18 protein-coding genes and 1 riboswitch are annotated in these 20595 nt (G+C 73.8%); of the genes, 7 read left to right on the top strand and 11 right to left on the bottom strand.

Translation table 11 applies throughout. The features are described 5' to 3' along the window. Positions 1–34 precede the first annotated feature (34 nt). Positions 35–403, top strand: a complete 369-nt coding sequence (locus tag AC0OO9_RS30050; RefSeq protein WP_484514118.1) for a winged helix-turn-helix transcriptional regulator — start codon at positions 35–37, stop codon at positions 401–403. A gap of 78 nt (positions 404–481) precedes the next feature. Further along, entirely contained in the window at positions 482–1258 is a 777-nt protein-coding gene (locus AC0OO9_RS30055; RefSeq protein WP_484514119.1) for a GNAT family N-acetyltransferase, read from the top strand. 45 nt (positions 1259–1303) lie between these two features. On the opposite strand, the gene def is transcribed toward AC0OO9_RS30055, so the two are convergent. Beyond that, positions 1304–1813, bottom strand: coding sequence for a peptide deformylase (gene def, locus AC0OO9_RS30060; protein ID WP_484514121.1), 510 nt, complete (start codon positions 1811–1813; stop codon positions 1304–1306). A 10-nt stretch (positions 1814–1823) separates the two neighbouring features. Further along, positions 1824–2612, bottom strand: a complete 789-nt coding sequence (locus tag AC0OO9_RS30065; protein ID WP_484514123.1) for a TetR/AcrR family transcriptional regulator — start codon at positions 2610–2612, stop codon at positions 1824–1826. 73 nt (positions 2613–2685) lie between these two features. On the opposite strand from AC0OO9_RS30065, the gene AC0OO9_RS30070 reads away from it, so the two are divergent. Both AC0OO9_RS30070 and AC0OO9_RS30075 read left to right on the top strand, forming a co-directional pair. Further along, positions 2686–3669, top strand: a complete 984-nt coding sequence (locus AC0OO9_RS30070) for an ATP-binding cassette domain-containing protein (protein ID WP_484514124.1) — start codon at positions 2686–2688, stop codon at positions 3667–3669. Next, positions 3666–4463: an ABC transporter permease gene (locus AC0OO9_RS30075; RefSeq protein WP_484514126.1), complete on the top strand. Its 798-nt coding sequence runs from the start codon at positions 3666–3668 to the stop codon at positions 4461–4463. Before AC0OO9_RS30070 ends, AC0OO9_RS30075 begins: the two co-directional genes overlap by 4 nt. 24 nt (positions 4464–4487) lie before the next feature. Here AC0OO9_RS30075 and AC0OO9_RS30080 read toward each other — a convergent pair whose 3' ends face one another. From AC0OO9_RS30080 to AC0OO9_RS30090, 3 genes are all read right to left on the bottom strand, one after another. Beyond that, on the bottom strand, positions 4488–7187 hold the full coding sequence (locus tag AC0OO9_RS30080) for a hypothetical protein (protein WP_484514128.1): 2700 nt from the start codon (positions 7185–7187) through the stop codon (positions 4488–4490). Positions 7188–7299: 112 nt separating this feature from the next. Next, positions 7300–8916: a hypothetical protein gene (locus tag AC0OO9_RS30085; protein WP_484514129.1), complete on the bottom strand. Its 1617-nt coding sequence runs from the start codon at positions 8914–8916 to the stop codon at positions 7300–7302. Between the two features lie 77 nt (positions 8917–8993). Next, a complete protein-coding gene (locus AC0OO9_RS30090; protein ID WP_484514131.1) occupies positions 8994–9527 on the bottom strand; it encodes a MarR family winged helix-turn-helix transcriptional regulator in 534 nt (177 codons plus the stop codon). A gap of 50 nt (positions 9528–9577) precedes the next feature. On the opposite strand from AC0OO9_RS30090, the gene pip reads away from it, so the two are divergent. Beyond that, positions 9578–10537, top strand: a complete 960-nt coding sequence (gene pip / locus AC0OO9_RS30095; RefSeq protein ID WP_484514133.1) for a prolyl aminopeptidase — start codon at positions 9578–9580, stop codon at positions 10535–10537. A 17-nt stretch (positions 10538–10554) separates the two neighbouring features. Here pip and AC0OO9_RS30100 read toward each other — a convergent pair whose 3' ends face one another. Further along, positions 10555–12210 carry an L-lactate permease gene (locus AC0OO9_RS30100; RefSeq protein ID WP_484514135.1) on the bottom strand — a complete coding sequence of 552 codons (1656 nt, stop codon included), beginning with the start codon at positions 12208–12210 and terminating at the stop codon, positions 10555–10557. Between the two features lie 140 nt (positions 12211–12350). Further along, on the bottom strand, positions 12351–13553 hold the full coding sequence (locus tag AC0OO9_RS30105; RefSeq protein WP_484514137.1) for a chorismate-binding protein: 1203 nt from the start codon (positions 13551–13553) through the stop codon (positions 12351–12353). A 123-nt stretch (positions 13554–13676) separates the two neighbouring features. On the opposite strand from AC0OO9_RS30105, the gene AC0OO9_RS30110 reads away from it, so the two are divergent. Then, on the top strand, positions 13677–13877 hold the full coding sequence (locus AC0OO9_RS30110; protein ID WP_151456036.1) for a DUF5999 family protein: 201 nt from the start codon (positions 13677–13679) through the stop codon (positions 13875–13877). Between the two features lie 127 nt (positions 13878–14004). On the opposite strand, the gene gcvP is transcribed toward AC0OO9_RS30110, so the two are convergent. Together gcvP and AC0OO9_RS30120 are read right to left on the bottom strand one after the other, a co-directional pair. Further along, a complete protein-coding gene (gene gcvP, locus AC0OO9_RS30115) occupies positions 14005–16851 on the bottom strand; it encodes an aminomethyl-transferring glycine dehydrogenase (protein ID WP_484514140.1) in 2847 nt (948 codons plus the stop codon). 73 nt (positions 16852–16924) lie between these two features. After that, positions 16925–17023, bottom strand: a riboswitch (glycine riboswitch). A gap of 106 nt (positions 17024–17129) precedes the next feature. Continuing rightward, the gene (locus AC0OO9_RS30120) at positions 17130–17990 is read right to left on the bottom strand and encodes an NAD-dependent protein deacetylase (protein ID WP_484514142.1); all 861 of its coding nucleotides are present in this window, start codon (positions 17988–17990) and stop codon (positions 17130–17132) included. Positions 17991–18065: 75 nt separating this feature from the next. Here AC0OO9_RS30120 and AC0OO9_RS30125 point away from each other — a divergent pair, with 75 nt between their 5' ends. Next, positions 18066–18725, top strand: a complete 660-nt coding sequence (locus AC0OO9_RS30125; RefSeq protein WP_484514143.1) for an SDR family oxidoreductase — start codon at positions 18066–18068, stop codon at positions 18723–18725. A 28-nt stretch (positions 18726–18753) separates the two neighbouring features. Here the strand turns inward: AC0OO9_RS30125 and AC0OO9_RS30130 are convergent, their stop codons facing one another. Next, entirely contained in the window at positions 18754–19377 is a 624-nt protein-coding gene (locus tag AC0OO9_RS30130) for a hypothetical protein (protein WP_484514145.1), read from the bottom strand. Further along, positions 19374–20594 carry a globin domain-containing protein gene (locus tag AC0OO9_RS30135; RefSeq protein ID WP_484514146.1) on the bottom strand — a complete coding sequence of 407 codons (1221 nt, stop codon included), beginning with the start codon at positions 20592–20594 and terminating at the stop codon, positions 19374–19376. Before AC0OO9_RS30135 ends, AC0OO9_RS30130 begins: the two co-directional genes overlap by 4 nt. Position 20595: the final 1 nt, after the last annotated feature.

A 20595-nucleotide genomic window follows, 5' to 3' on the forward strand; every position in this document is an offset into this window, starting at 1 on the left:
CTTGTTCGGGGGATGTCCCCCGTATCCTGGGGTCATGACGGTCAGGCCACAGGTGGGCGACACGCCCCGCACGTGTGACGGGGGCGTCGCCCGGGCCTTCGCGTTTCTCGGCAAGCGGTGGAACGGCATGCTCCTGAGCACCCTCGCCGACGGGCCGGCCGGGTTCGCCGAGCTGGCCCGTGCCCTGCCCGGGATCAGCGAGTCGGTGCTCTCCGACCGGCTGGGCGAGCTCGTGCGGGTGGGGCTGGTCAGCCGCAGCGTCCGGCAGGGTCCCCCGGTGGGGGTGAGCTACGAGCTCACCGGGCCGGGCGCGGCACTGCTGCCGGTGCTCGACGCGTTGGGCCGGTGGGCGCACGAGAACCTTCCCGCCGAGCCGGAGGCGACCACGCCGCCGAGCTGCTGAGCACGCCCGGCGTCGGGCTGCTGGGCACGCCGGGCGACCGGGCGGAGCGTCCCGCGTCGGGTGTGTGATCATCGGCGGATGCCGGTACGCGCCGAACACGACCGGACCGTCCTGGCCGCGCTGCTCGGGCGGGACCCGGTGCTGCACGCGTACCAGCTCGGCGACCTGGACGACTTCTTCTGGCCGTACACCTCCTGGTTCCGCTGCGACGAGGAGGTGGCGTTGCTCTACCACGGCGCGGACCCGCCCACGTTGCTGGCGTTCGCGGCCCCGCCACGGGTGGACCGGCTGGCGACGCTGCTGCGCCAGCTGGCGCCGGTGCTGCCGGCGCGCCTGTGGGCGCACCTGTCCCCCGGCCTGGAGCCGGCCCTGGCCGGGGTGTTCCGGATGGACGCGGCCGGCCCGCACCACCGGATGGCGCTGACCGACGCGGCGCGGCTGGACGCGGTGGCCCCGGCGGGATCGGTGCTGGGCGCCGACGACCTGCCGGCGCTGCGCCGGCTGTACGAGGTGGCCTACCCGGGCAACTGGTTCGACCCGCGGATGCTCGACACCGGCCAGTACGTGGGCGTGCGCGACGGCGGCGAGCTGGTGGCGGTCGCCGGGGTGCACGTGTTCTCCCCCGCGTACCGGGTGGCGGCCCTGGGCAACGTGACCACCCATCCCCGGCTGCGCGGGCGGGGGCTGGCCGGTGCGGTGGTGGCCGCCCTGTGCCGGCGGCTGCGCGAGCACGTCACGCACGTCACGCTCAACGTGAAGGCGGACAACACGGCGGCGTTGCGGCTCTACGGGCGCCTCGGCTTCACCCGGGTGGCCGACTACGGCGAGTACGCGCTGCGCGCCCACGACAGGTGAGCGCCCAAGGCCGGCCGGGTGCGACGTCCCGGCCGGCGGGCAGGGTCAGCCGCGGCGGCTGGGCGAGTCGAAGCGGCCGGCGCGGATCTCCCGCAACGCCTTGCGGCGGGTGTCGCCGCGCAGGGTGTCGACGTAGAGGCGCCCGGCGAGGTGGTCGGTCTCGTGTTGCAGGGCCCGGGCGAGGAAGCCGCTGCCGGAGATGGTCAGCGGCTCGCCGTGCTGGTCGAAGCCGTGGGCGGTGGCGTGCAGGGCGCGGGTGGTCGGGAAGTAGAGGCCAGGGATGGACAGGCAGCCCTCGTCGTCGTCCTGCAACTCCTGCGACAACTCCAGCGTCGGATTGACCAGGTGGCCGCGGTGGCCGTCGGCGTCGTAGACGAACACCTGGGCGTTGACGCCGATCTGGGGGGCGGCGACGCCGGCGCGGCCGGGGGCGCCGAGCAGGGTGTCCATCAGGTCGGTGACCAGGGCGCGCAGTTCGGCGTCGAAGCTGGTGACGGGCTCGCTGGGGGTGCGCAGCACGGGGTCACCGATGATCCTGATGGGGCGCATCGTCATGTCGGCCAGGTTATCGCCCGCCGGTCGTGGCGGCGCCGTCCGGGCGGGTGGCGACGAGGACCTCGATGCCGTCGAGGATGCGGGCCAGGCCGAACTCGAACGCGCCGTGGGGGTTGGCGGCGGCCTGGTACTCCTGGCCGGCGGCGGTGCCGACGCGGGCGGCGAGGGGGTAGCGGCGCGGGTCGAGGGCCTTCTCCAGGTAGGGGGCGTGGGCCTGCCACCACTGCTGCTCGGTCATGCCGGTGCGCGCGGCGGCCTGGGCGGCCTCCACGGCGCTGCGCACGGCGCCGTGGACGTAGCCGGAGACGAGGGTGACGACGGCGTCCATCTCCAGGTCGGTCAGGCCGATGCCGTCGACGGCGCGCAGTTCGTACTCGTAGCGGGCGATGACGTTGGGGCCCAGCGGGGGGCGGGTGGTGGCGACCTGAAGCAGCCAGGGGTGGCGCAGGTAGAGCGCCCAGGTCTCGCGGGCGACGTGGGTGAGCCGCTCCCGCCAGCCGCCGGGCACGGTATCGGGGCGGGCGGTCTCGCCGTAGACGGTGTCGAGCATGACGTCGAGCAGTTCGCCCTTGCCGGGGACGTAGGTGTAGAGGGACATGGTGCCGACGCCGAGTCGTTCGGCGACGCGGCGCATGGACAGGGCGGCGAGGCCCTCGGCGTCGGCCACCTCGATGGCGGCGCGCACGATGCGGTCCACCGACAGGTCGGGCCGGCCCTTGCGGCTGGTGCGTTCGCGGGTACGCCAGAGCAGGGCGAGGCTGCGCGCGGGGTCGCCGGTGCCGCTGTACTCGGTCGTCATCCCGGCACTGTATCGTCCGCCGTACCGTATGCCGTACGGTACGGTGTACGGATCGAGTGGATGGAGGGCGCGGATGCACCACGACGGACCGGCCGTCGAGGCGGAGGGACTGCGCAAGCGCTACGGCGGCACGCAGGCCCTCGCCGGCCTCGACCTGACGGTGCCCGCCGGCACCGTGTGCGGCCTGCTCGGCCCGAACGGGGCGGGCAAGACCACGGCGGTACGGGTGTTGAGCACCCTGCTGCGGCCCGACGCCGGCGCGGCGCGGGTGGCCGGCGCCGACGTGCTGCGCCACCCCGAGCGGGTCCGGGCCCGCATCGGCCTGGTCGGCCAGCACGCCGCGCTCGACGAGGTGCTCAGCGGCCGGCAGAACCTGGTCCTGTTCGGCCGGCTGCACCACCTCGGCGGCGCGCGGGCCCGCGCCCGGGCCACCGACCTGCTGGCCCGCTTTGACCTGACCGACGCCGCCGACCGGCCGGTCGGCACGTACTCCGGCGGGATGCGCCGCCGCCTCGACCTCGCGGCGAGCCTGATCCTCGACCCGCCGGTGCTCTTCCTCGACGAGCCCACCACCGGCCTCGACCCGCGCGCCCGGGCTCAGGTGTGGAACGTGGTGCGCCGGCTCGTCGCCGGCGGCACCACCGTGCTGCTGACCACCCAGTACCTGGAGGAGGCCGACCAGCTCGCGCACACCGTCCGGGTCGTCGACGCCGGGCGGGTCGTCGCCGACGGCACCCCGGAGCAGCTGAAGACCGCGCTCGGCGGCGACCGCGTCGACGTCGTGCTGACCCGCGCCGACGACCTGGACCGGGCGGTACGCGTCGTCGGCGCCGCCGTCGCCGCGACCCCGCTCGTCGACGCGGCGGGCCTGCGCCTCAGCGTCGCCGTCACCGGGCGGGTGGCCGCGCTGGGCGCCGTGCTGCGGGCCCTCGACGACGCCGGCCTCACCGCCGCAGACGTCGCGGTGCGCCGACCCACCCTCGACGAGGTGTTCCTGCGGCTCACCGACGGCCACTCCCCCAGCATCCGCCCCGACGAGGACAGGGTGGGCGCGTGAGCACGACGGGCGTGCGCTGGGCCGTGGCCGACACCGTCACCCTCACCGGGCGGGCGCTGGCGCACTGGCGGCGCCAACCCGGGCAGTTCGTCGTCGGGCTGCTCTTCCCGGTGCTGATGGTGCTGATGTTCGGCTACCTGTTCGGCGGCGCGATGAGCGTGCCCGGCGGCGGCGACTACCGGGAGTTCCTGCTGCCCGGCATGTTCGCCATGACGGTGCTCTTCGGCATCGAGTCCACGTACGCGGCCGTGGCCACCGACACCGCGCGCGGCGTCACCGACCGGTTGCGGTCCCTGCCGATGACGCCCTCGGCGGTGCTCACCGGCCGGGCCGCCGCGGACCTGCTGCACTGCGCCGCCGGCCTGGCCGTCATGCTCGCCTGCGGGGTCGCCGTCGGCTGGCAGTGGCGGGCGGGGGCACCGGCGGCGCTGGCCGCCGTCGGGCTGCTCCTGCTGCTGCGCTTCGCCCTGATCTGGGTCGGCATCCACCTGGCGCTGGTGCTGCGCGCACCCGGGTCGGTGGTGGTGCTGCAGATCCTGGTCTGGCCCGTCGGGTTCACCTCCAACGCGTTCGTCTCCCCCGACACCATGCCCGGCTGGCTCGCCGCCGTCGCCGGGTACAACCCGCTGTCGGCGACCGTCGCGGCCTGCCGGGAGCTGTTCGGCAACCCCGGCTGGGGCGGCGAGTCGTTCGCCGCGCAACACGCCGTCGCGCTCGCCGTGGCCTGGCCGCTGCTGCTGACCGCCGTGTTCGGGCCCCTGGCGGTACGCCGGTACCGCGGGCTCGGCCGGTGACGGACACCCGAGCCGGTGAAGGAGTCACAGCTGCTGGCCGGTCCTTGGGTCGTAGCTCACCTCCACCGCCACCACCTGGTCGGTGGGCAGCACCTCGATCCACTGGTCGAAGACCTCGTACGGGGCCGCCGGGCGGAAGCCGCCGTCGAGCGGGTCGAACCCGGTCTCGAAGACCTTCTCGGCCACGAGGGTGTTGGCGATCTGCGTGTTGTCCTTCTGCAACTTGAGCGCGAGGATGTCCAGGACCTGCCCGACCGTCTTGTTCCGGTACTCCTCCGGGTCGCCCTCCTGGAACGGATAGGCCAGCCCCAGCGCCGCCTGTCCCTCCACGTTGGCCTGCTTCAGCCACTCCAGCGCCGCCTGTTCGCGCCCGGGTCGTACCGGCAGGACCGCCTTGGCCCAGGCGGCGTTGAGGAACTCGTTGCGGCGCGCGTCGCCGTCGGCCTGGATCAACCAGCCCAGCGAGCTGCCCGAGGGGGCCGGCTGGGTCTGCTCGGTGATGAGGTAGTTCACCCGCCACTCGTCGGAGACCGTGCCGTCCGGATTCATCGCGTTCGTCTTGTCGGTGTGGGAGTACCAGGTGACGACGGTGCGGTCCGCGAGGACGCTCGGGTCCCGCACCGGGTACTTGCCGAGGCTGCTCTGGGTGGGCGGGGCCGGCGCCGGCGGGGCGGTGGGCGGCGGGGTGACCTCGCGGGGCCGCCAGTAGTCCGGTGCCACGAAGTACAGCATCTCGTCGACGTCGAAGATCTGCCGGAGCAGCTCCGAGCCCAGATACAGGTCCGCGAACAGGTCGAACGGCTTCAGCTTCTGGATCAGGCTCCCGTAGATCGCCTGGCGTTCCTCGGTGCGCAGGTCCTGTGACGGCCGTGGGCGCATGGCGCTGAGCAGACCGAGCCGGTCCCGCACGGCGGAGGCGTACGCCGTGCGTTGCAGCTCCGCCACCTGCGCCTGGTAGGCCTTCAGCTCCTCGTTGTAGCGGTCGTGGGCGTCGTTGGTCTGCGGCGGGTCCCACGTGACGTCGAAGGTCAGGCTGATCGGGCTGAGGTCGCCCGAGTGGAAGAACTTCGCGAAGACCGCGAAGCCGGTCTGCTCCTGGTTGGTGCGGATCAGGTCGGGCACGAACGCGCGACCCGGTGCGACGGAGACGAGTCGCGCGTCCTTCAGCTTGTAGCCCCGCTCGGGCGGCGACGGAGTGAAGTCGATGCGGGCCACCGCGTGGATGGCGTTGTCGTGGTCGGTGATCCCCCCGGCGTCCGGGGCGGTGTGGTGCACGAATTCCATGTTCGCTTCCGGCGGGTCCTGGGTGGCCCGCACCTTCCGGATGGGGAACGTCCCGGTGAACGGGGTCGTCCTGGCCACGAGCGGCGGTGGCGGCTCCGGCTTCCGCAGGGCGGTGAGGTCCGGCGCCGCGACGAGGTGCACCAGATCCCCCAGGCCCAGGTTGCGGCCCGGCGCGGGGAGGTACACCTGCCAGCACAGCCGCCCGCCGATGTGCTGCACCTGCACACCGACCTTGCGCATCTTGCGCCGCAGCTCGTAGTTCACCAGCTTGCCCGTGGTGTTCTGCACGAGGTAGCGGCGGCTGGACAGGTCGGTGCTCTCGGTCACCGTCTTGAACGTCGTCTTGTAGTTCCTCTTGATCTCGCTGGTGACCTTCGCGCTCTGCGTACGGGAGTGCTTGTGGGTCTCCTCCGAGGACCGCTTCACCGTGGCGTTCAGGCTGAAGCTGGCGCTGGCGTCCGCGTGATAGACACCGACGTTGGCGCCACCGGAGGCGCTGATGCCGAGCTTGGTGTCGTTGGCGTTGTCCTCCTTGACCGCGTTGGCGATGTCCTCCTGCTCCGTCAGGCTCTCCTCGACCTTGCGGGTGGTCTCCTCGAACTGCTCGGCGGTCCTCTCGACCAGGGTGCGCCGCGTGCTGGTCTCGACGAGTTCCACGGTGCCGCCGGGGCTGAGCCACAGGTGCCCGGCGGGCGGACCGAGGAACGTGTCGAACTCGAAGAAGTACTGCCGGAAGAGATTCACCAGCCCGACCGGCGAGAGCACCCCACGGATCGGGGCGTCGAAGTGCTCCGCCAGGGCGGTGAGCGCCGCGTCGTCGAGGGTGCTCGCGGCCTCGGCCCTGGAGAACGACTCGTGGCCGAGGTCCAGCAGGGCGCGGTCGGTGGCGCCGTGGGCGACGCGCAGCGCGTTCTGCATGCCGAACCAGCCCGCCAGCGGCTGGTAGATGCCGAACAGTTCGCTGGCGTACGGCAGGGTACCGGCGAACGCGGTCAGGGGCCGGCCGGTGTGCACCGGCGGGCCGTTGACGGGCGCGGTCAGCACCTGCGCCGGAGCCGACGGGCCGCCGGGGACGGTGGCGAAGGGCAGCGGCGCCGGCGACTGGCCCGTCACCAGCTTGACCAGCAGCGTCTCGGCGGTGGCCTCGGCGGCCGGCGCGACGAACGAGATGGTCTGCGTGCCCGCCGAGCCGGTGACCCGGCCGGCGTACTGCCGCGACGAGCCGGCCTCGCGGATGAGGAACATGTTGGCCAGCGCGGGGGTGTTCGGGAACTCGCTGGGGTCCCGGACGTCCATGTCGCGCGGCAGACCGAGGGCGAGCCGCTGGTTGGCCGGGATCTCCCCGGGCGGGTTGGGCTCGATCGTGTAGGACCAGATCCGGTAGCCGGGGTCGGCCCCGGCGACGGGAGCCTTGCCGCTGAACGTGACGGTGATCGCCATGATGCCCCTTCGGCCGATGCGCGGGGGGTGACGCCCGGATCGTACGATCGGTGACGGGCCCGCATCCTGCCGTAATCGGATGTCCGTCTGTCCTGTCCCTGTCGCAGGCGACCTAGGGACGCGTCGCCGGCGCCCGGCCGAGGGTGGTCATCGACAGGGCGTGCGAGAACCCGATCCGGGGGATGGTGTGGTGCGGGTCGAGGAACACCGGCAGCTGCGGTCCCGAACTACCGTCCACGTACGGGTTCGACACCCGCAGGTCCGTCCAGCGCGCGTTCTGCAGCAGCCGCGCCCAGAACGTGCCCCGTGCCGGTGGCGTCGGGCGGTCGAGGTCGAGGCCGGCGCCGCGCAGGTCCCTCCACACCGGATGGGGGTCCGTCAGCGGGTCGGGCGGGCCGGTGTCGCCCGAGTGGTAGCTGCGTACGACCCGGCCCGGGTTGTGGTTGAACCACACCCGCAGCAGGTCGAGGTAGGCGCGCCAACCGCCGGTGCCGCTGTGGTGGCCGTCGAGGTCCCACACCTCGCGAAACGCGCGGGCCCACTCCCGCCGGCCGTCGGTGCCGCCGCCCATCGGCACGCCCCAGAGAGTGGAGTTGAGCCCCACGGGAAAGGTGAGGTCGGACATGAGGGCCTTGACCGCGCCCATGCCCTGGCTGAAGCCGGCGACCGCCACCTGCCCGACGCCGGGCACCGCGCCGAAGTCAGCGGAGTAGAGCGGCGGGAAGATGGTCCGCAGGTTGGGCCCGGCCAACTCGTGCGCGGTGGCGTCGGGCTTGCGCAGCCCGAGGCTGCTGGTGCGGCACTGCCGGTGCAGGAACACCGCGACCTCACGCAACAACCGCAGCAGCCCCTCGCCGGTCGCGAACGGGCCCCACTGCCCCTGCGGGAACAGCGGCATCACCAGCACCGAGCGGTTGCCCCAGCCCAGCGACTGGAAGGCGAAGAAGGCCTCGTCGAGAAGGTACTTCCGGGCCAGGTTCAGGTACTCCTGCAGTGGCGCCGCCGCGTTGACCAGCCCGTACGGGTACCGGGCGGTGTAGTCGCCGGTGCTGGGGCTGCAGTAGACGACGAAGTCCAGACTCGTCACGGGCTTGGGGTCCGGCAGGTTCGGCGACACCACGGCGACGACGAACTTCGGTTCGGACTGCGTCGCGGCGTACTCCAGGAAGTGGAACCGGCTCAACGCCGCGATATTGACCGTGACCTCACGTTTCTCGCCGAACCGGTCCCAGCCCGCGTCGGTCTCGACCGCGGCTGCGGGCTTCAACAGCTCCCGGTTGGCCTGGCGGAACGTCAGCGTGTTGTTGTAGTGCCCCGCGTAGGTGTGGATCCTCGGGTTGTTGGGCCAGCCCACGACCCGCGCGGCCCTCGGGTCGCGCCCCCGGCTGGCCATGATCCGCGTGACGTCGGCGTCGGAGAGCGTGACGACCGGCGACGGATCCATCCGCCCGAGTGTCACGGTCATCGTCACGTCGTCGCCGGAGACCGCGCGGCGGGCGAGGGAGTTGTCCCATGTGGCGGAGCGCATGTCTCCGGTGAAGGTCACCCGCTCGGCGACGTACGCCGGATGGCTGACCCGGATCTGCGGCACCGTCGGCTGGTGGGACACGACGGTGCTCCAGCGCCCGGCCCCGTCCGTGGTCCCCTGTCCCCCGTCGAGCACGACGAGCGCGCCGGGCACCGCGCCGAGGTTGGCGTCGAGCACGCGGACGGTGAGGGTGATGGCCACCGGCACAGTCTGCAACCGTCGGCCGGTGCACGTCAGGACAAATTGCCGACATCGGGTGCGGAGCCGGCACGCGGGGCCTACGGGTGGGTCGGCCGCCGTCGGTGTGGTGCGGCCGGCGGCGGGCCGGGGTCCGGGGAGGGCGGCAGGCCCGCGTCGGCGATGCGTTGGCGCAGCGGCCGTCGGCGCATCGCGGCGAGGACCTCGTGCAGCACGTCGGCCAGCGGCACCGTCAGTTCCGTGTCCAGTTCGCGTATCGCGGCGGTCGTCGCCGCCCACTCCGCCTCGATCAGTGGGAGCAGCTCGCGGGCCCGGTCGCTGAGGTGCACGATGCGCTGGCGGGCGTCGGCCCCCGCGGTCAGCTCGACCAGGCCGGCGCGGGCCATCTGCGCGACGGTCTGGCTGGCCGCCGAGTGGGTGACCCCGACCCGGCGGGCCAGGTCGCGGATGGGCAGTGGCCCGTCGGCGACCAGCACCCGCAGCGGTGGCGAGAACCGGGGCCGGTAGTCGGGCAGGCCCCGTTCGGTGTAGACCGTGGCGACGTCGCCGTCGAGCATGTCGAGCACGTGCCGAAGCAGCGTGCCCAGGGCCTCACGTTCAGGTACGGCTGTCACTCCGCTAATGTAACAGCGCTGTTGTATCGATGATCACGAAGGGGACGACGATGGCGCAGCGCTACCCCCCGATCGAGCCGCACGCGCACGGGATGCTCGACGTCGGCGACGGGCAGCTCGTGCACTGGGAGACCTGCGGCAACCCGGACGGCAAGCCCGCCGTGGTGCTGCACGGCGGGCCCGGCTCCGGCTGCACGCCCGGCTGGCGGACCCTGTTCGACCCGGCCCGCTACCGGGTGGTCCTGTTCGACCAGCGCGGCTGCGGCCGCAGCACCCCGCACGCCGCCGACCCGGACGTGGACCTGTCCACCAACACCACCGACCACCTGATCGCCGACATCGAGCTGCTGCGTGGACACCTCGGCGTGGACCGCTGGCTGGTGCTCGGCTCCTCCTGGGGCGCCTCCCTCGCCCTGGCGTACGCGCAGCGGCACCCGCGACAGGTCAGCGAGATGGTGCTGTTCAGCGTCACCGCCGGCACCCGACGGGAGATCGAGTGGCTCACCCGGGAGATGGGGCGGGTCTTCCCCGCCGAGTGGGCGCGTTTCCGCGACGGCGTGCCGCCGGCCGAGCGCGACGGCGACCTGGCCGACGCGTACGCCCGGCTGCTGGCCGACCCGGACCCGGCGGTGCGCGAACGGGCGGCGCGGCAGTGGTGCGACTGGGAGGACACCCACGTCGCCACCGCCCCCGGTCACCGGCCCGACCCCCGCTACGACGACCCGGTGTTCCGGATGCTGCTGGCCCGGCTGGTCACCCACTACTGGCGTAACGGATGTTTCCTGCCGGAGGGGCAACTGCTGCGCGAGGCGGGGCGGCTGGCCGGCATCCCCGGCGTGCTGCTGCACGGCAGGCTCGACATCAGCAGCCCGCCGGAGGTGGCGTGGCAGCTGGCCCAGGCGTGGCCCGACGCCCGGCTGGAACTGCTGGAGACAGCCGGGCACGGATCCGCCAACGGTATGGCGGAGCGGGTCGTGGCGGCGCTGGACGACTTCGCCGAGCGCCGCTAGGCACCCAAGGGTGCCGGCTACGGCACCATCCAGGACAGCAGGGGCGTCGCCTGCAGCCCGACCAGCACACACATCAGGGCGAGCAGCAGCACGCTCGGGCCGAACATCCGCCGGAACAGGTCACCCTCGCGGCCGGTGAGTCCGACCGCCGCGGCGGCGATCGTGAGGTTCTGCAAGCTGATCATCTTGCCGAGGGTGCCGCCGGAGGCGTTGGCCGCGGCCAGCAGGACCGGATCGAGGCCGGCCCGCTGCGCCGCGGCCACCTGGAGCGCGCCGAACAGCGAGTTGGACGACGTGTCCGAGCCGGTCAGGGCGACGCCGAGCCAGCCGAGCACCGGTGCCAGCACGGCGAAGAGGCCGCCCGCGCCGGCCATCCAGACGCCCAGCGTGGCGACCTGACCGGAGGCGTTCATGGTGAACGACAGCGCCAGCAGCCCGACCACCGTCAGCACGGCCCACCGCAGCGCGAACAGGGTGCGCCCGTAGAGCCCGACGGCCTCGCGCGGCGGCACCCGCAGCAGCGCCACCGTGATCAGGCCGGCCACCAGCAGCAGCGATCCGGGGGCCGCGAGCCAGGCGAAACGGAACGTCGTCAGCGGTGACGGGGCACCGGAGGCGGTGACGACGTGCAGTCCGGGCCAGGAGAACGCGAGCGTGCCGGCGTCGAGCAGCCGCTTGACGGCCGGCACCTGGGAGACGGCGAAGACCGCCACGATCGTCGCGTACGGCGCGTACGCCCGCCAGCGCGAGCCTGCCGGCGCCGACGCGTCGGGCTCAGGCAGCCCACCGGCGGCGTGCTCCGGCGGCCGGTCGGCGTCGCGCTCCCACGGCCCGACGCCGACCGGCACGGCAACCGTCCGCCGCACCGCGCCACGGCGGACGACGAGCAGCAGGACGCCCGCCCCCGCGAACGCGGCGGTGATGTCGGCGAGGGCGGCCGTCAGCCAGTTCGCCGTGACGAACTGCGCCACCGCGAACGCGCCGCCGCACGCCAGCGCCGGACGCCACAGCTCGCGTACGCCCCGGCGGCCGTCGGCGACGACGAGCAGGACCAGCGGCACGACGACCGCGACCACCGGGACCTGCCGGCCGGCCATCATGCCCAGTTCCGTGGCGGGCAGCCCGGTCACGCCGGCGAGGGTGGTGATCGGCAGGCCGAGGGGTCCAAAGGCGGCCGGCACCGTGTTGCCGACCAGCGCCACGGCGGCCGCCCGCAGCGGGGTGAAGCCGAGGGCCAGCAGCATGACCGTGGTCACGGCGACCGGCGTGCCCTGCCCGGCCAGGGCCTCGAGCAGCGACCCGAAGCAGAACGCGATCACCAGGGCCTGCACGCGGCGGTCGTCGCTGATCCGGGCGAAGCCCTGCCGCAGCGTGTCGAAGTGCCCCGTGCGCACGGTCAGGCGGTGGATCCAGATCGCCGTCGCGAACGTCCAGACGAGCGGGAAGAGAGCGAAGGTGGCACCCTGGCCGGCGGCCAGCAGCGTCTGCGGCAGCGGCATCCGCCACAGCCACCAGGCCAGCACGACCGCCACGCCCAGCGCGCCGAACGCCGCCACCCACGCCCGCGTACGCACGACTCCGAGCAGCACGAACAGGGTGAGCAGGGGCAGCGCGGCACAGGCGGCACTCAGCGCGAGCGACCCACCGACGGGTTGCAGGGGTTGCTGGTACATCGGGACCGCCTCGGCAGCGCACGCCCCCGGCCCGGGTGGCGTGGAGTACGGCCCATCTCACCGGACGCGGCCGGCGCGGCGCCTCTTCCAACGTGCGCAGCCCGGCGGATTTGCCGACCGGCCGGCGCGACCCGCGCCGTTCAGCCGCCGGCGAGCGCGGCGCGCACCGGGGCGGCCTTCGCGGCGGCCTCGGCGACCTCGGCGTCGGGATCGCTGCCCCACGTGATGCCCCCGCCCGCCCACACGTGCACCCGCTCGGCGTCCACGGCGGCGGTGCGGATGGTCAGGCCCAGGTCGATGCGGCCCGAGGCGACCCAGCCGAGCGCGCCCATGCTGGCGCCCCGGCCGACCGGCTCCAGCGCGGCGATGCGGTCGAGGGCGGCGAGCTTCGGAGCGCCGGTGACGGAGCCGCCGGGGCAGACGGCGCGCAGCAGGTTCGCCAGGCCGAGCCCGTCGGCGACCGCCGCGGAGACCGTCGACTCCGCCTGCCACAGGTCGCACCACCGGCGTACGGCGAACAGTTCGTCGACGCGCACGCTGCCGGTGCGGGCGACGCGGGCCAGGTCGTTGCGCTCCAGGTCGACGATCATCACGTGCTCGGCGCGTTCCTTGGCGGAGGCGAGCAGCTCGGCGCGACCGGCGGCGGTGGCCGGCCGGGTGCCCTTGATCGGCCTGGTGATCAGGCGTCCGTCGGTCAGCTCCACCAGGGTCTCGGGGCTGGCGCAGCCGATCGCCCAGCCCGCCCCGGCGAGGGTGCCGCCGTAGCGGGCGCCGGGCAGCGCGGCCAGCCGGCTCAGGGCCGGCAGGGGGTCGCCGGTGTAGCGGGCGGCGGCGTGGCCGACGACGTTGACCTGGTAGACGTCGCCGCGGCCGATCGCCGCGCGGACCGCGCTCACGGCGTCGGCGTGCTGGCGGGGCGTCCAGCTCTCCGCGAAGGTGCCGCGCCACCAGGGGGTGGCGGGTCTGGCGGCGACTGCGCCGGGCGGCGTGCCCGGGCCGTGACCGTAGACGACCACGACGACCTCGGGCAGCCCGGTCACCGGGTTGGCGGCGCCGGCCGGCGCGCCGACCAGGGCGGCACCGGCGGCCGCGGAGACGTAGAGAGCGGCCCCGCACACCCCGGCCGCGTCGTGGCGGCCGGCGGGGCGGGCCAGGTCGTGCAGCGGCAGGCCGTGCGCGGCGAGGAACTCCTCGGCCCGCGCCGCCGGGTCGCCGCCGTCGGCGGGCCGCCACTGCCAGCGGGCCCACTCGACGAGCGTACGGCGGCAGCCGGCCGGCGCTCCCGGCGCGCCGACCGTCAGCCCTGGGAGCGTGTCCACGCCGTCCGGCCCATCCTGCCTCATCCGTTCAGTGGATTTCGGAAAAACGACGCGCATACCTGCTCGATGCCGGCCACTTTCGCTTGGTACTGTGCGTCACTGGTCATGTGAACCATGACACAGTGCCCCCACAGTCCGGAGATCCCGATGTGCCAGCACCAACCCACCTGCCCCTCCGCCGAAGCGACCGACCGGGACGCCGCCCGGGTCCTCGCCTGCTTCCCTGAGCAGGGCTGGAGCCTGCTCTGCAACGGTGTCATCGTCTTCGAGGACACCGGCGAGCTCCTCCCCGACGGCAGCAGCATCGCCCCCCACCGCGGCCCCGCCCGACACGCCCTCGTCGCCTGACCCCTGTCACGCTGCGTCACGCCTTTTACACCCGTCGATCTGAGCCGGTTCCCCGGTCGGGACACCCCCCGCCCAGGTCGACGCACCCGCCGGGGCGGCACCACGACCGCCCCGGCGTCACGCGACGTCAGTCCTCGAACGCCTCCGGCGCCGGGCAGGAACACACCAGGTTCCGGTCGCCGTACGCGCCGTCGATGCGCCGCACCGGCGGCCAGTACTTCCCGGCCCGGTCCACCCCGGACGGGTACGCGCCCACCGACCGCGCGTACGGGTGCGGCCACCCGTCGCCCGACACCATCGCCGCGGTGTGCGGGGCATTGGCGAGAGGGTTGTCGCCGGCCGGCCACTCCCCCGAGGCCACCCGGTCTATCTCCGCCCGGATGGCGATCATCGCGTCGCAGAACCGGTCCAGCTCGGCCAGGTCCTCACTCTCGGTGGGCTCCACCATCAGCGTCCCCGCCACCGGGAACGACATCGTCGGCGCGTGGAACCCGTAGTCGATCAGCCGCTTCGCCACGTCGTCCACGCTCACCCCGGTCGCCTTCGTCAACGGCCGCAGGTCCAGGATGCACTCGTGCGCCACCAGGCCCTTGTTGCCCGCGTACAGCACCGGGAAGTGCCCGCGCAGCCGCGCCGCTACGTAGTTCGCCGCCAGCACCGCCACGCCGGTGGCCCGCACCAGCCCCGCCGCGCCCATCATCCGCAGGTACGCCCACGGGATCGGCAGGATCCCCGCCGACCCGTACCGCGCCGCCGAGATCGCCGGCCGGCCGTCGACGTGCACGCCCAGCGGATCACCCGGCAGGAACGGCGCCAGGTGCGCCCGCACCGCCACCGGACCCACCCCGGGACCCCCGCCGCCGTGCGGGATGCAGAACGTCTTGTGCAGGTTCAGGTGCGACACGTCCGCCCCGAACTTCCCCGGCTTGGCGAACCCGACCAGCGCGTTGAGGTTCGCCCCGTCGACGTACACCTGACCACCGGCGTCGTGGACCTTCGCGCACAGCGACGCGATGCCCGTCTCGTACACCCCGTGCGTCGACGGATACGTCACCATGATCGCCGCGAGGGCGTCCCGATGCTTGTCGATCTTCGCGTCGAGGTCCACCAGGTCGATGTTGCCGCCGTCGTCGCAGCCCACCACGACGACCCGCATGCCCGCCATCACCGCGCTGGCGGCGTTGGTGCCGTGCGCCGACGACGGGATCAGACACACGTCCCGGTGCGCCTCGCCCCGGTCCCGGTGGTAGGCCCGGATCGCCAGCAGACCCGCCAGCTCACCCTGCGAGCCGGCGTTGGGCTGCACGCTGACCGCGTCGTAGCCGGTCACCTCCGCCAGCCACCCCTCCAACTGGGAGATCATCTCCCGGTAGCCGGTGGTCTGCGCGTCCGGCGCCAACGGGTGCACGTGCGCGAACTCCGGCCAGCTCACCGGCTCCATCTCGGTGGTGGCGTTGAGCTTCATCGTGCACGACCCGAGCGGGATCATCCCCCGGTCCAGGGCGTAGTCGAAGTCCGACAGCCGCCGCAGGTAGCGCAGCATCGCCGTCTCCGAGTGGTGACTGCGGAACACCGGGTGGGTGAGGAAGTCCGACGTACGGGCCAGCGCCGCCGGCAACGCGCCGGTGACCGGCGCGTCCGCCACCGCCACCGGCCGCCCGGCCACGGTGGCTCCGAACGCGTCGCACACCTTCCGCAGGTGCGCGGGGGTGGTCGTCTCGTCGCAGGACACCCCCACGTGCCCGGCGTCGACCAGCCGCAGGTTCACCCCCCGGGCCGCGGCGTCGGCGACCACCGCCTCGGCGCCGCCGGGCACCCGCACCAGGACGGTGTCGAAGAACGTCTCGTGCACCACCTCGACGCCGTCGACACCCCGCAGCGACGCCGCCAACCGCACCGCCATGTCATGGGTACGGCGGGCGATGCCCCGCAGCCCGTCCGGGCCGTGGTAGACGGCGTACATGCCGGCCATCACCGCCAGCAGCACCTGCGCGGTGCAGATGTTGCTGGTCGCCTTCTCCCGCCGGATGTGCTGCTCCCGGGTCTGCAACGCCAGCCGGTACGCCGGGTTGCCGTCCGCGTCACGCGACACCCCCACCAGCCGGCCCGGCAGCATCCGCTCCAGCCCCGCCCGCACCGCCAGGTAGCCGGCGTGCGGCCCGCCGAAGCCCATCGGCACGCCGAAACGCTGGGTGGTGCCGGCCGCGATGTCGGCGCCGATCTCCCCCGGCGCGCGCAGCAGCGTCAGCGCCAGCAGGTCCGCCGCCACGGTCACCAACGCCCCGACCGCGTGCGCCGCCTCGACCAGAGCCGCCTGGTCACGCACCGCCCCCGACGCCCCCGGGTACTGCAGGTGCAGCCCGAAGAACTCCGCCGGCAACTCGTCGCGCCCGGTGTCGACGATCCGCACGTCGATGCCGAGAGGCTCGGCCCGGCTGGTGATCACCGCGATGGTCTGCGGCAGGGTGTCGGCGTCGACCACGTACACCGGGCTCTTGCTCTTCGACGCGCGGCGCGCGAGCGTCATCGCCTCCGCCGCGGCGGTGCCCTCGTCGAGCATCGACGCGTTCGCGGTGGCCAGCCCCGTCAGGTCCGTGACCATGGTCTGGAAGTTCAGCAGCGCCTCCAGCCGCCCCTGGCTGATCTCCGGCTGGTACGGCGTGTACGCCGTGTACCAGGCCGGGTCCTCCAGCACGTTGCGGCGGATCACCGCCGGGGTGTGCGTGCCGTGGTAGCCCAGACCGATCATGGACACGGCCACCGTGTTGCGGGCCGCCAAGGCCCGCAACTCCGCGAGGGCGTCGTGCTCGCTGGCCGGCTCCGGCAGGTCCAGGGTGCCGTGCCAGCGGATCACCTCGGGAATCGCCGCGTCCATCAGCTCTTCGACCGAGCCGTAGCCGACGGCCTCCAACATCCGGCGCTCGTCGTCCGGATCAGGGCCGATGTGGCGGGCGGCGAACTGCTCTGCGGTCATGGGCGGCGCTCCCGGGGGCGAGGTCGACAGGTCGGCCTCCCCCTCTGTCGCGCCCGCGAGGCGCTCCACAGTGCCTGCCCACGAGGTCCTTTTGCCTGAGAGGTTCCGGGGAGGATTTGCCCCTTCGGCGCCGCCCGGGATGCTGCTGGGCGGTCTCTCCCACGTGGGTGCTGCCGGCATGGTCAACGCTACCAGCGCCGCACCGCCCACCGGAGGTCGTACCCCCGCCGGCGACGACCGTCGATGAGCGGCCCGGCCCCGCACCCCCGGGCGGGCCGCTACCGGCCGACGCCCGCCAGCCCCGCGGCGGCGTCGCCGGCCGTCCGGTCCGCCAGCGCCGGCAGCAGCCGCCCCAGCGGCGCGTCGACGGTCAACGCCGCATACCCGTCGCCCCGGGTCGGGCCCTGGTTGACGATCACCACCGGAACGCCCAGCTTCGCCGCGCGCACCACGAACCGGCGACCCGACATCACCGTCAACGACGAACCCAGCACCAGCAGCAGCCGCGCCCGCGCCACCAGCTCGAAACAACGCGACACCCGGGCCGCCGGCACCGTCTCCCCGAAGAACACCACGTCCGGCTTCAGCATGCCGCCCCGGCAGAACGTGCAGTCGACCGTACGGAACCGGGCCACCTCGTCCTCGGCGAGATCCACGTCACCGTCCGGGTTGACCGCCGCGGCCCGCGCGTCGAAGCCCGGGTTCGCCTCCCGCAGCCGCCGGTCCAACTCCTCCCGCGACGTCCGGTTACCGCAGCCCAGGCACACCACCTCGTCGAGGCGGCCGTGCAACTCCACCACCCGCGGACTGCCCGCGGCGGTGTGCAGCCCGTCCACGTTCTGCGTGATGATCCCCTCGACCAGCCCACCGGCCTGCAGCCGCGCCACCGCCCGGTGCCCCTCGTTCGGGGCCGCCCGCGCGATCACCCGCCACCCCAGGTGGCTGCGCGCCCAGTAGCGCCGCCGCGCCTGCGCGTCGCGCGTGAACGCCTGATACGTCATCGGGGTGTGCCGCCGCGCCGCCCCGCTGGGCCCCCGGTAGTCCGGGATGCCCGACTCGGTGGACAGGCCCGCCCCGCTCAACACCACCACACCACCGCCGGCCACCAGGCCGGCCAGCGCGTCGACCGTCTCCGTCACCCGTCCATGCTGCCTCAGGCAACCACCCTGCGGCGACCGGCCACGTCGTGGCGGGACGGCGGCTAGGTTGGCGGTATGCGCGTCGTCATCGCCGGAGGACACGGCAAGATCGCCCAGCTGACCCACCGCGAACTCGCCGGACGCGGCGACACCGCCGTCGGGCTGATCCGCAACCCCGACCACGCCGCCGCCCTACGTGCCGCCGGCGCCCAGCCCGTCGTGGCCGACCTCGAACACGTCGGCGTCGACGAACTCGCCGCCCACCTCGCCGGCGCCGACGCCGTCCTCTTCGCCGCCGGCGCCGGCCCCGGCAGCGGCGCCGCCCGCAAGGACACCGTCGACCGGGCCGGCGCCGTCCTGCTCGCCGACGCCGCGCAACGCGCCGACGTCCGCCGCTACCTGCTGCTGTCCTCGATGGGAGTGGAAGGCGAACCACCCGCCGGCACCGACGAGGTGTTCGCGGCATACCTGCGCGCCAAGAAGGCCGCCGAGGACGACCTGACCGGCCGCGACCTCGACTGGACGATCCTGCGACCCGGCCGGCTCACCGACGACGCGCCCACCGGGCGGATCACCCTCACCCGACACGCCCCCGCGGGCGCCGTGACCCGCACCGACGTCGCCCGCGTCCTCGTCGCCCTGCTCCACCACCCGCACAGCGCCGGCGCGATCCTGGAACTCGTCGGCGGCAACACCCCCATCGCCGACGCCGTCGCCGCCGCCGACCAGCACTGACCCGCCTCCCGGCGGGCAGCCGACGCCGCTACTCGCCGAGCACGGCACGCAGCTGCGCGCCGAGCGCCCCGGCCGCCTGCGCGTCGGAGCGCAACTGCTCCGACTGCTCCGACAGGTACGCCTGCCACCGGCCCAGGTGCTGCTGCGCCGTCGCCACCGCCGCCACCAACGCCGCCTGCCGGCCCTCCAGCTCCCGCACCTGCCGCCGCAACTCCTCGCCCCCCGACGGCCCGGCGACACCTCCGGCCAGCACGTGCGCCTCGGCGATGATCTCGTCGGCCTGCCGCCGCGCCTCCGCGATGATCTCCGCGCCCTCCGCGCTGGCCTCACCGATCGTCCGGTTCGCCTCGTCCTGCGCCCGCACCGCCAACTCGATCACCATCGGATCCGGGCCCTGCGCGCCGGTGCTGGGCAACGCGCCGTGCCGCAACATCTCCACCTGCCGCGCCAGGCCCTCGTTCTCCCGCCGCAACCGGTCCACCTCACCACCCAGCAACGCCACCCGCTCGTCGGCCGACCGGGCCAGGCCCGCCACCTCGTCGGCGGACAGCCACCGGCCACCCCGGAACCGGCGCGCCTCCAACGCGCTAACGGCCCGGGTCAGCTCACCGTGCGCATCGGCGACCACCCGGTCACCGTGGTCGACGCTCATCGCACACCCGTCCAACTGAAGTCGTCCGGCGCGGCGGCGGCAGCGCCCGCCAGCGGCGGATACAGGCAATGGTCGTAACTCTCCACCAGGATCCGCTCCCGCGGCACCCCCGACGCCGTCAACGCGGCGACCGTCGCCCCGGTCATCTCCGGACTGCCACACACCAGCACCTCGGTGTCGTGCCACGGACCCAACCGCACCGCGGTCTCACCGGCCGTGCCCACCGCCCCCTGCCACTGCCAACCGGACTCCACCGTCGGCACGTACCGCAGCCACCCGGACTGCCACGACTGCCCCGACGCGCCCGCCGCCAACTCCCGCAACGCCACGTCGTCGTACAGGTCGTCGGGGGCCCGTCCCCCCACCACCAGCGTCGTCGAGCGCCCCGGCCCCAGCCGCAACGCCTCCACCACCGCCCGCAGCGGCGCCACCCCCGTGCCCCCCGCCACCAGCAGCAACGGCAGGCCCGGCGACCGGTCGTACGACGACAAGGCCGTCCCCACCGGCGAGCCCAACAGCACCCGGTCCCCCTCCCGCAGCCTGCGCACCAGATGCGTGGAGAACCGGCCCGCCGCCCGCACATGGAACTCGATCGTCCCGTCCGGACGCGGCGCGTTCGCCGGCGACAGATACCGCCACGTCCGCAACTGCGGCACCTGCACCGGCAGTGACTGCCCCGGCAGGTACTCACACAGGTAGTTCGGACGCACCGTGAACACACACACGTCGGCCCGCCGCCGCTGCACCGCCAGGACCTCCGCCTCCCAGTACGGCGGCGACGTCCGCTCCGCCTCCACCGCCCCGGCCAGCATCAACCGCGCCACCAACTCGTACGCCGCAGCCCACTCGGCCTGCAGCTGCGGAGTCCACCGTGGACCCAGGAACCGCTCCAACGTCGCCAGCAACGCCTGCCCGACCCGGATGTAGTGCCACTCCGCCAACGGCACCGGCCGGCCCTGCCCGTCCTCGCCCTGGAACCGCCGGTGATCGGCACCCAACCGCTGCGCGAACGCCGTCACCTCCCGCTCGTCGTCGACGTGGGTGACGATGTGCCCCAACGCCGCCAGCAACTTGTCCTGCTGGTACTGCATGTTCGTCGGGAACATCGCACGCGTCTCCGGCGCGATCAGGAACAACGTCGCGTAGAAGTACTTCGCCGCCTCCGGCCCGGCCACCGAGAGCTGGGCCCAACTCTGACGCAGCGCCACCACGTCCATG

Source organism: Micromonospora sp. USAFONa4 (assembly GCF_057197825.1).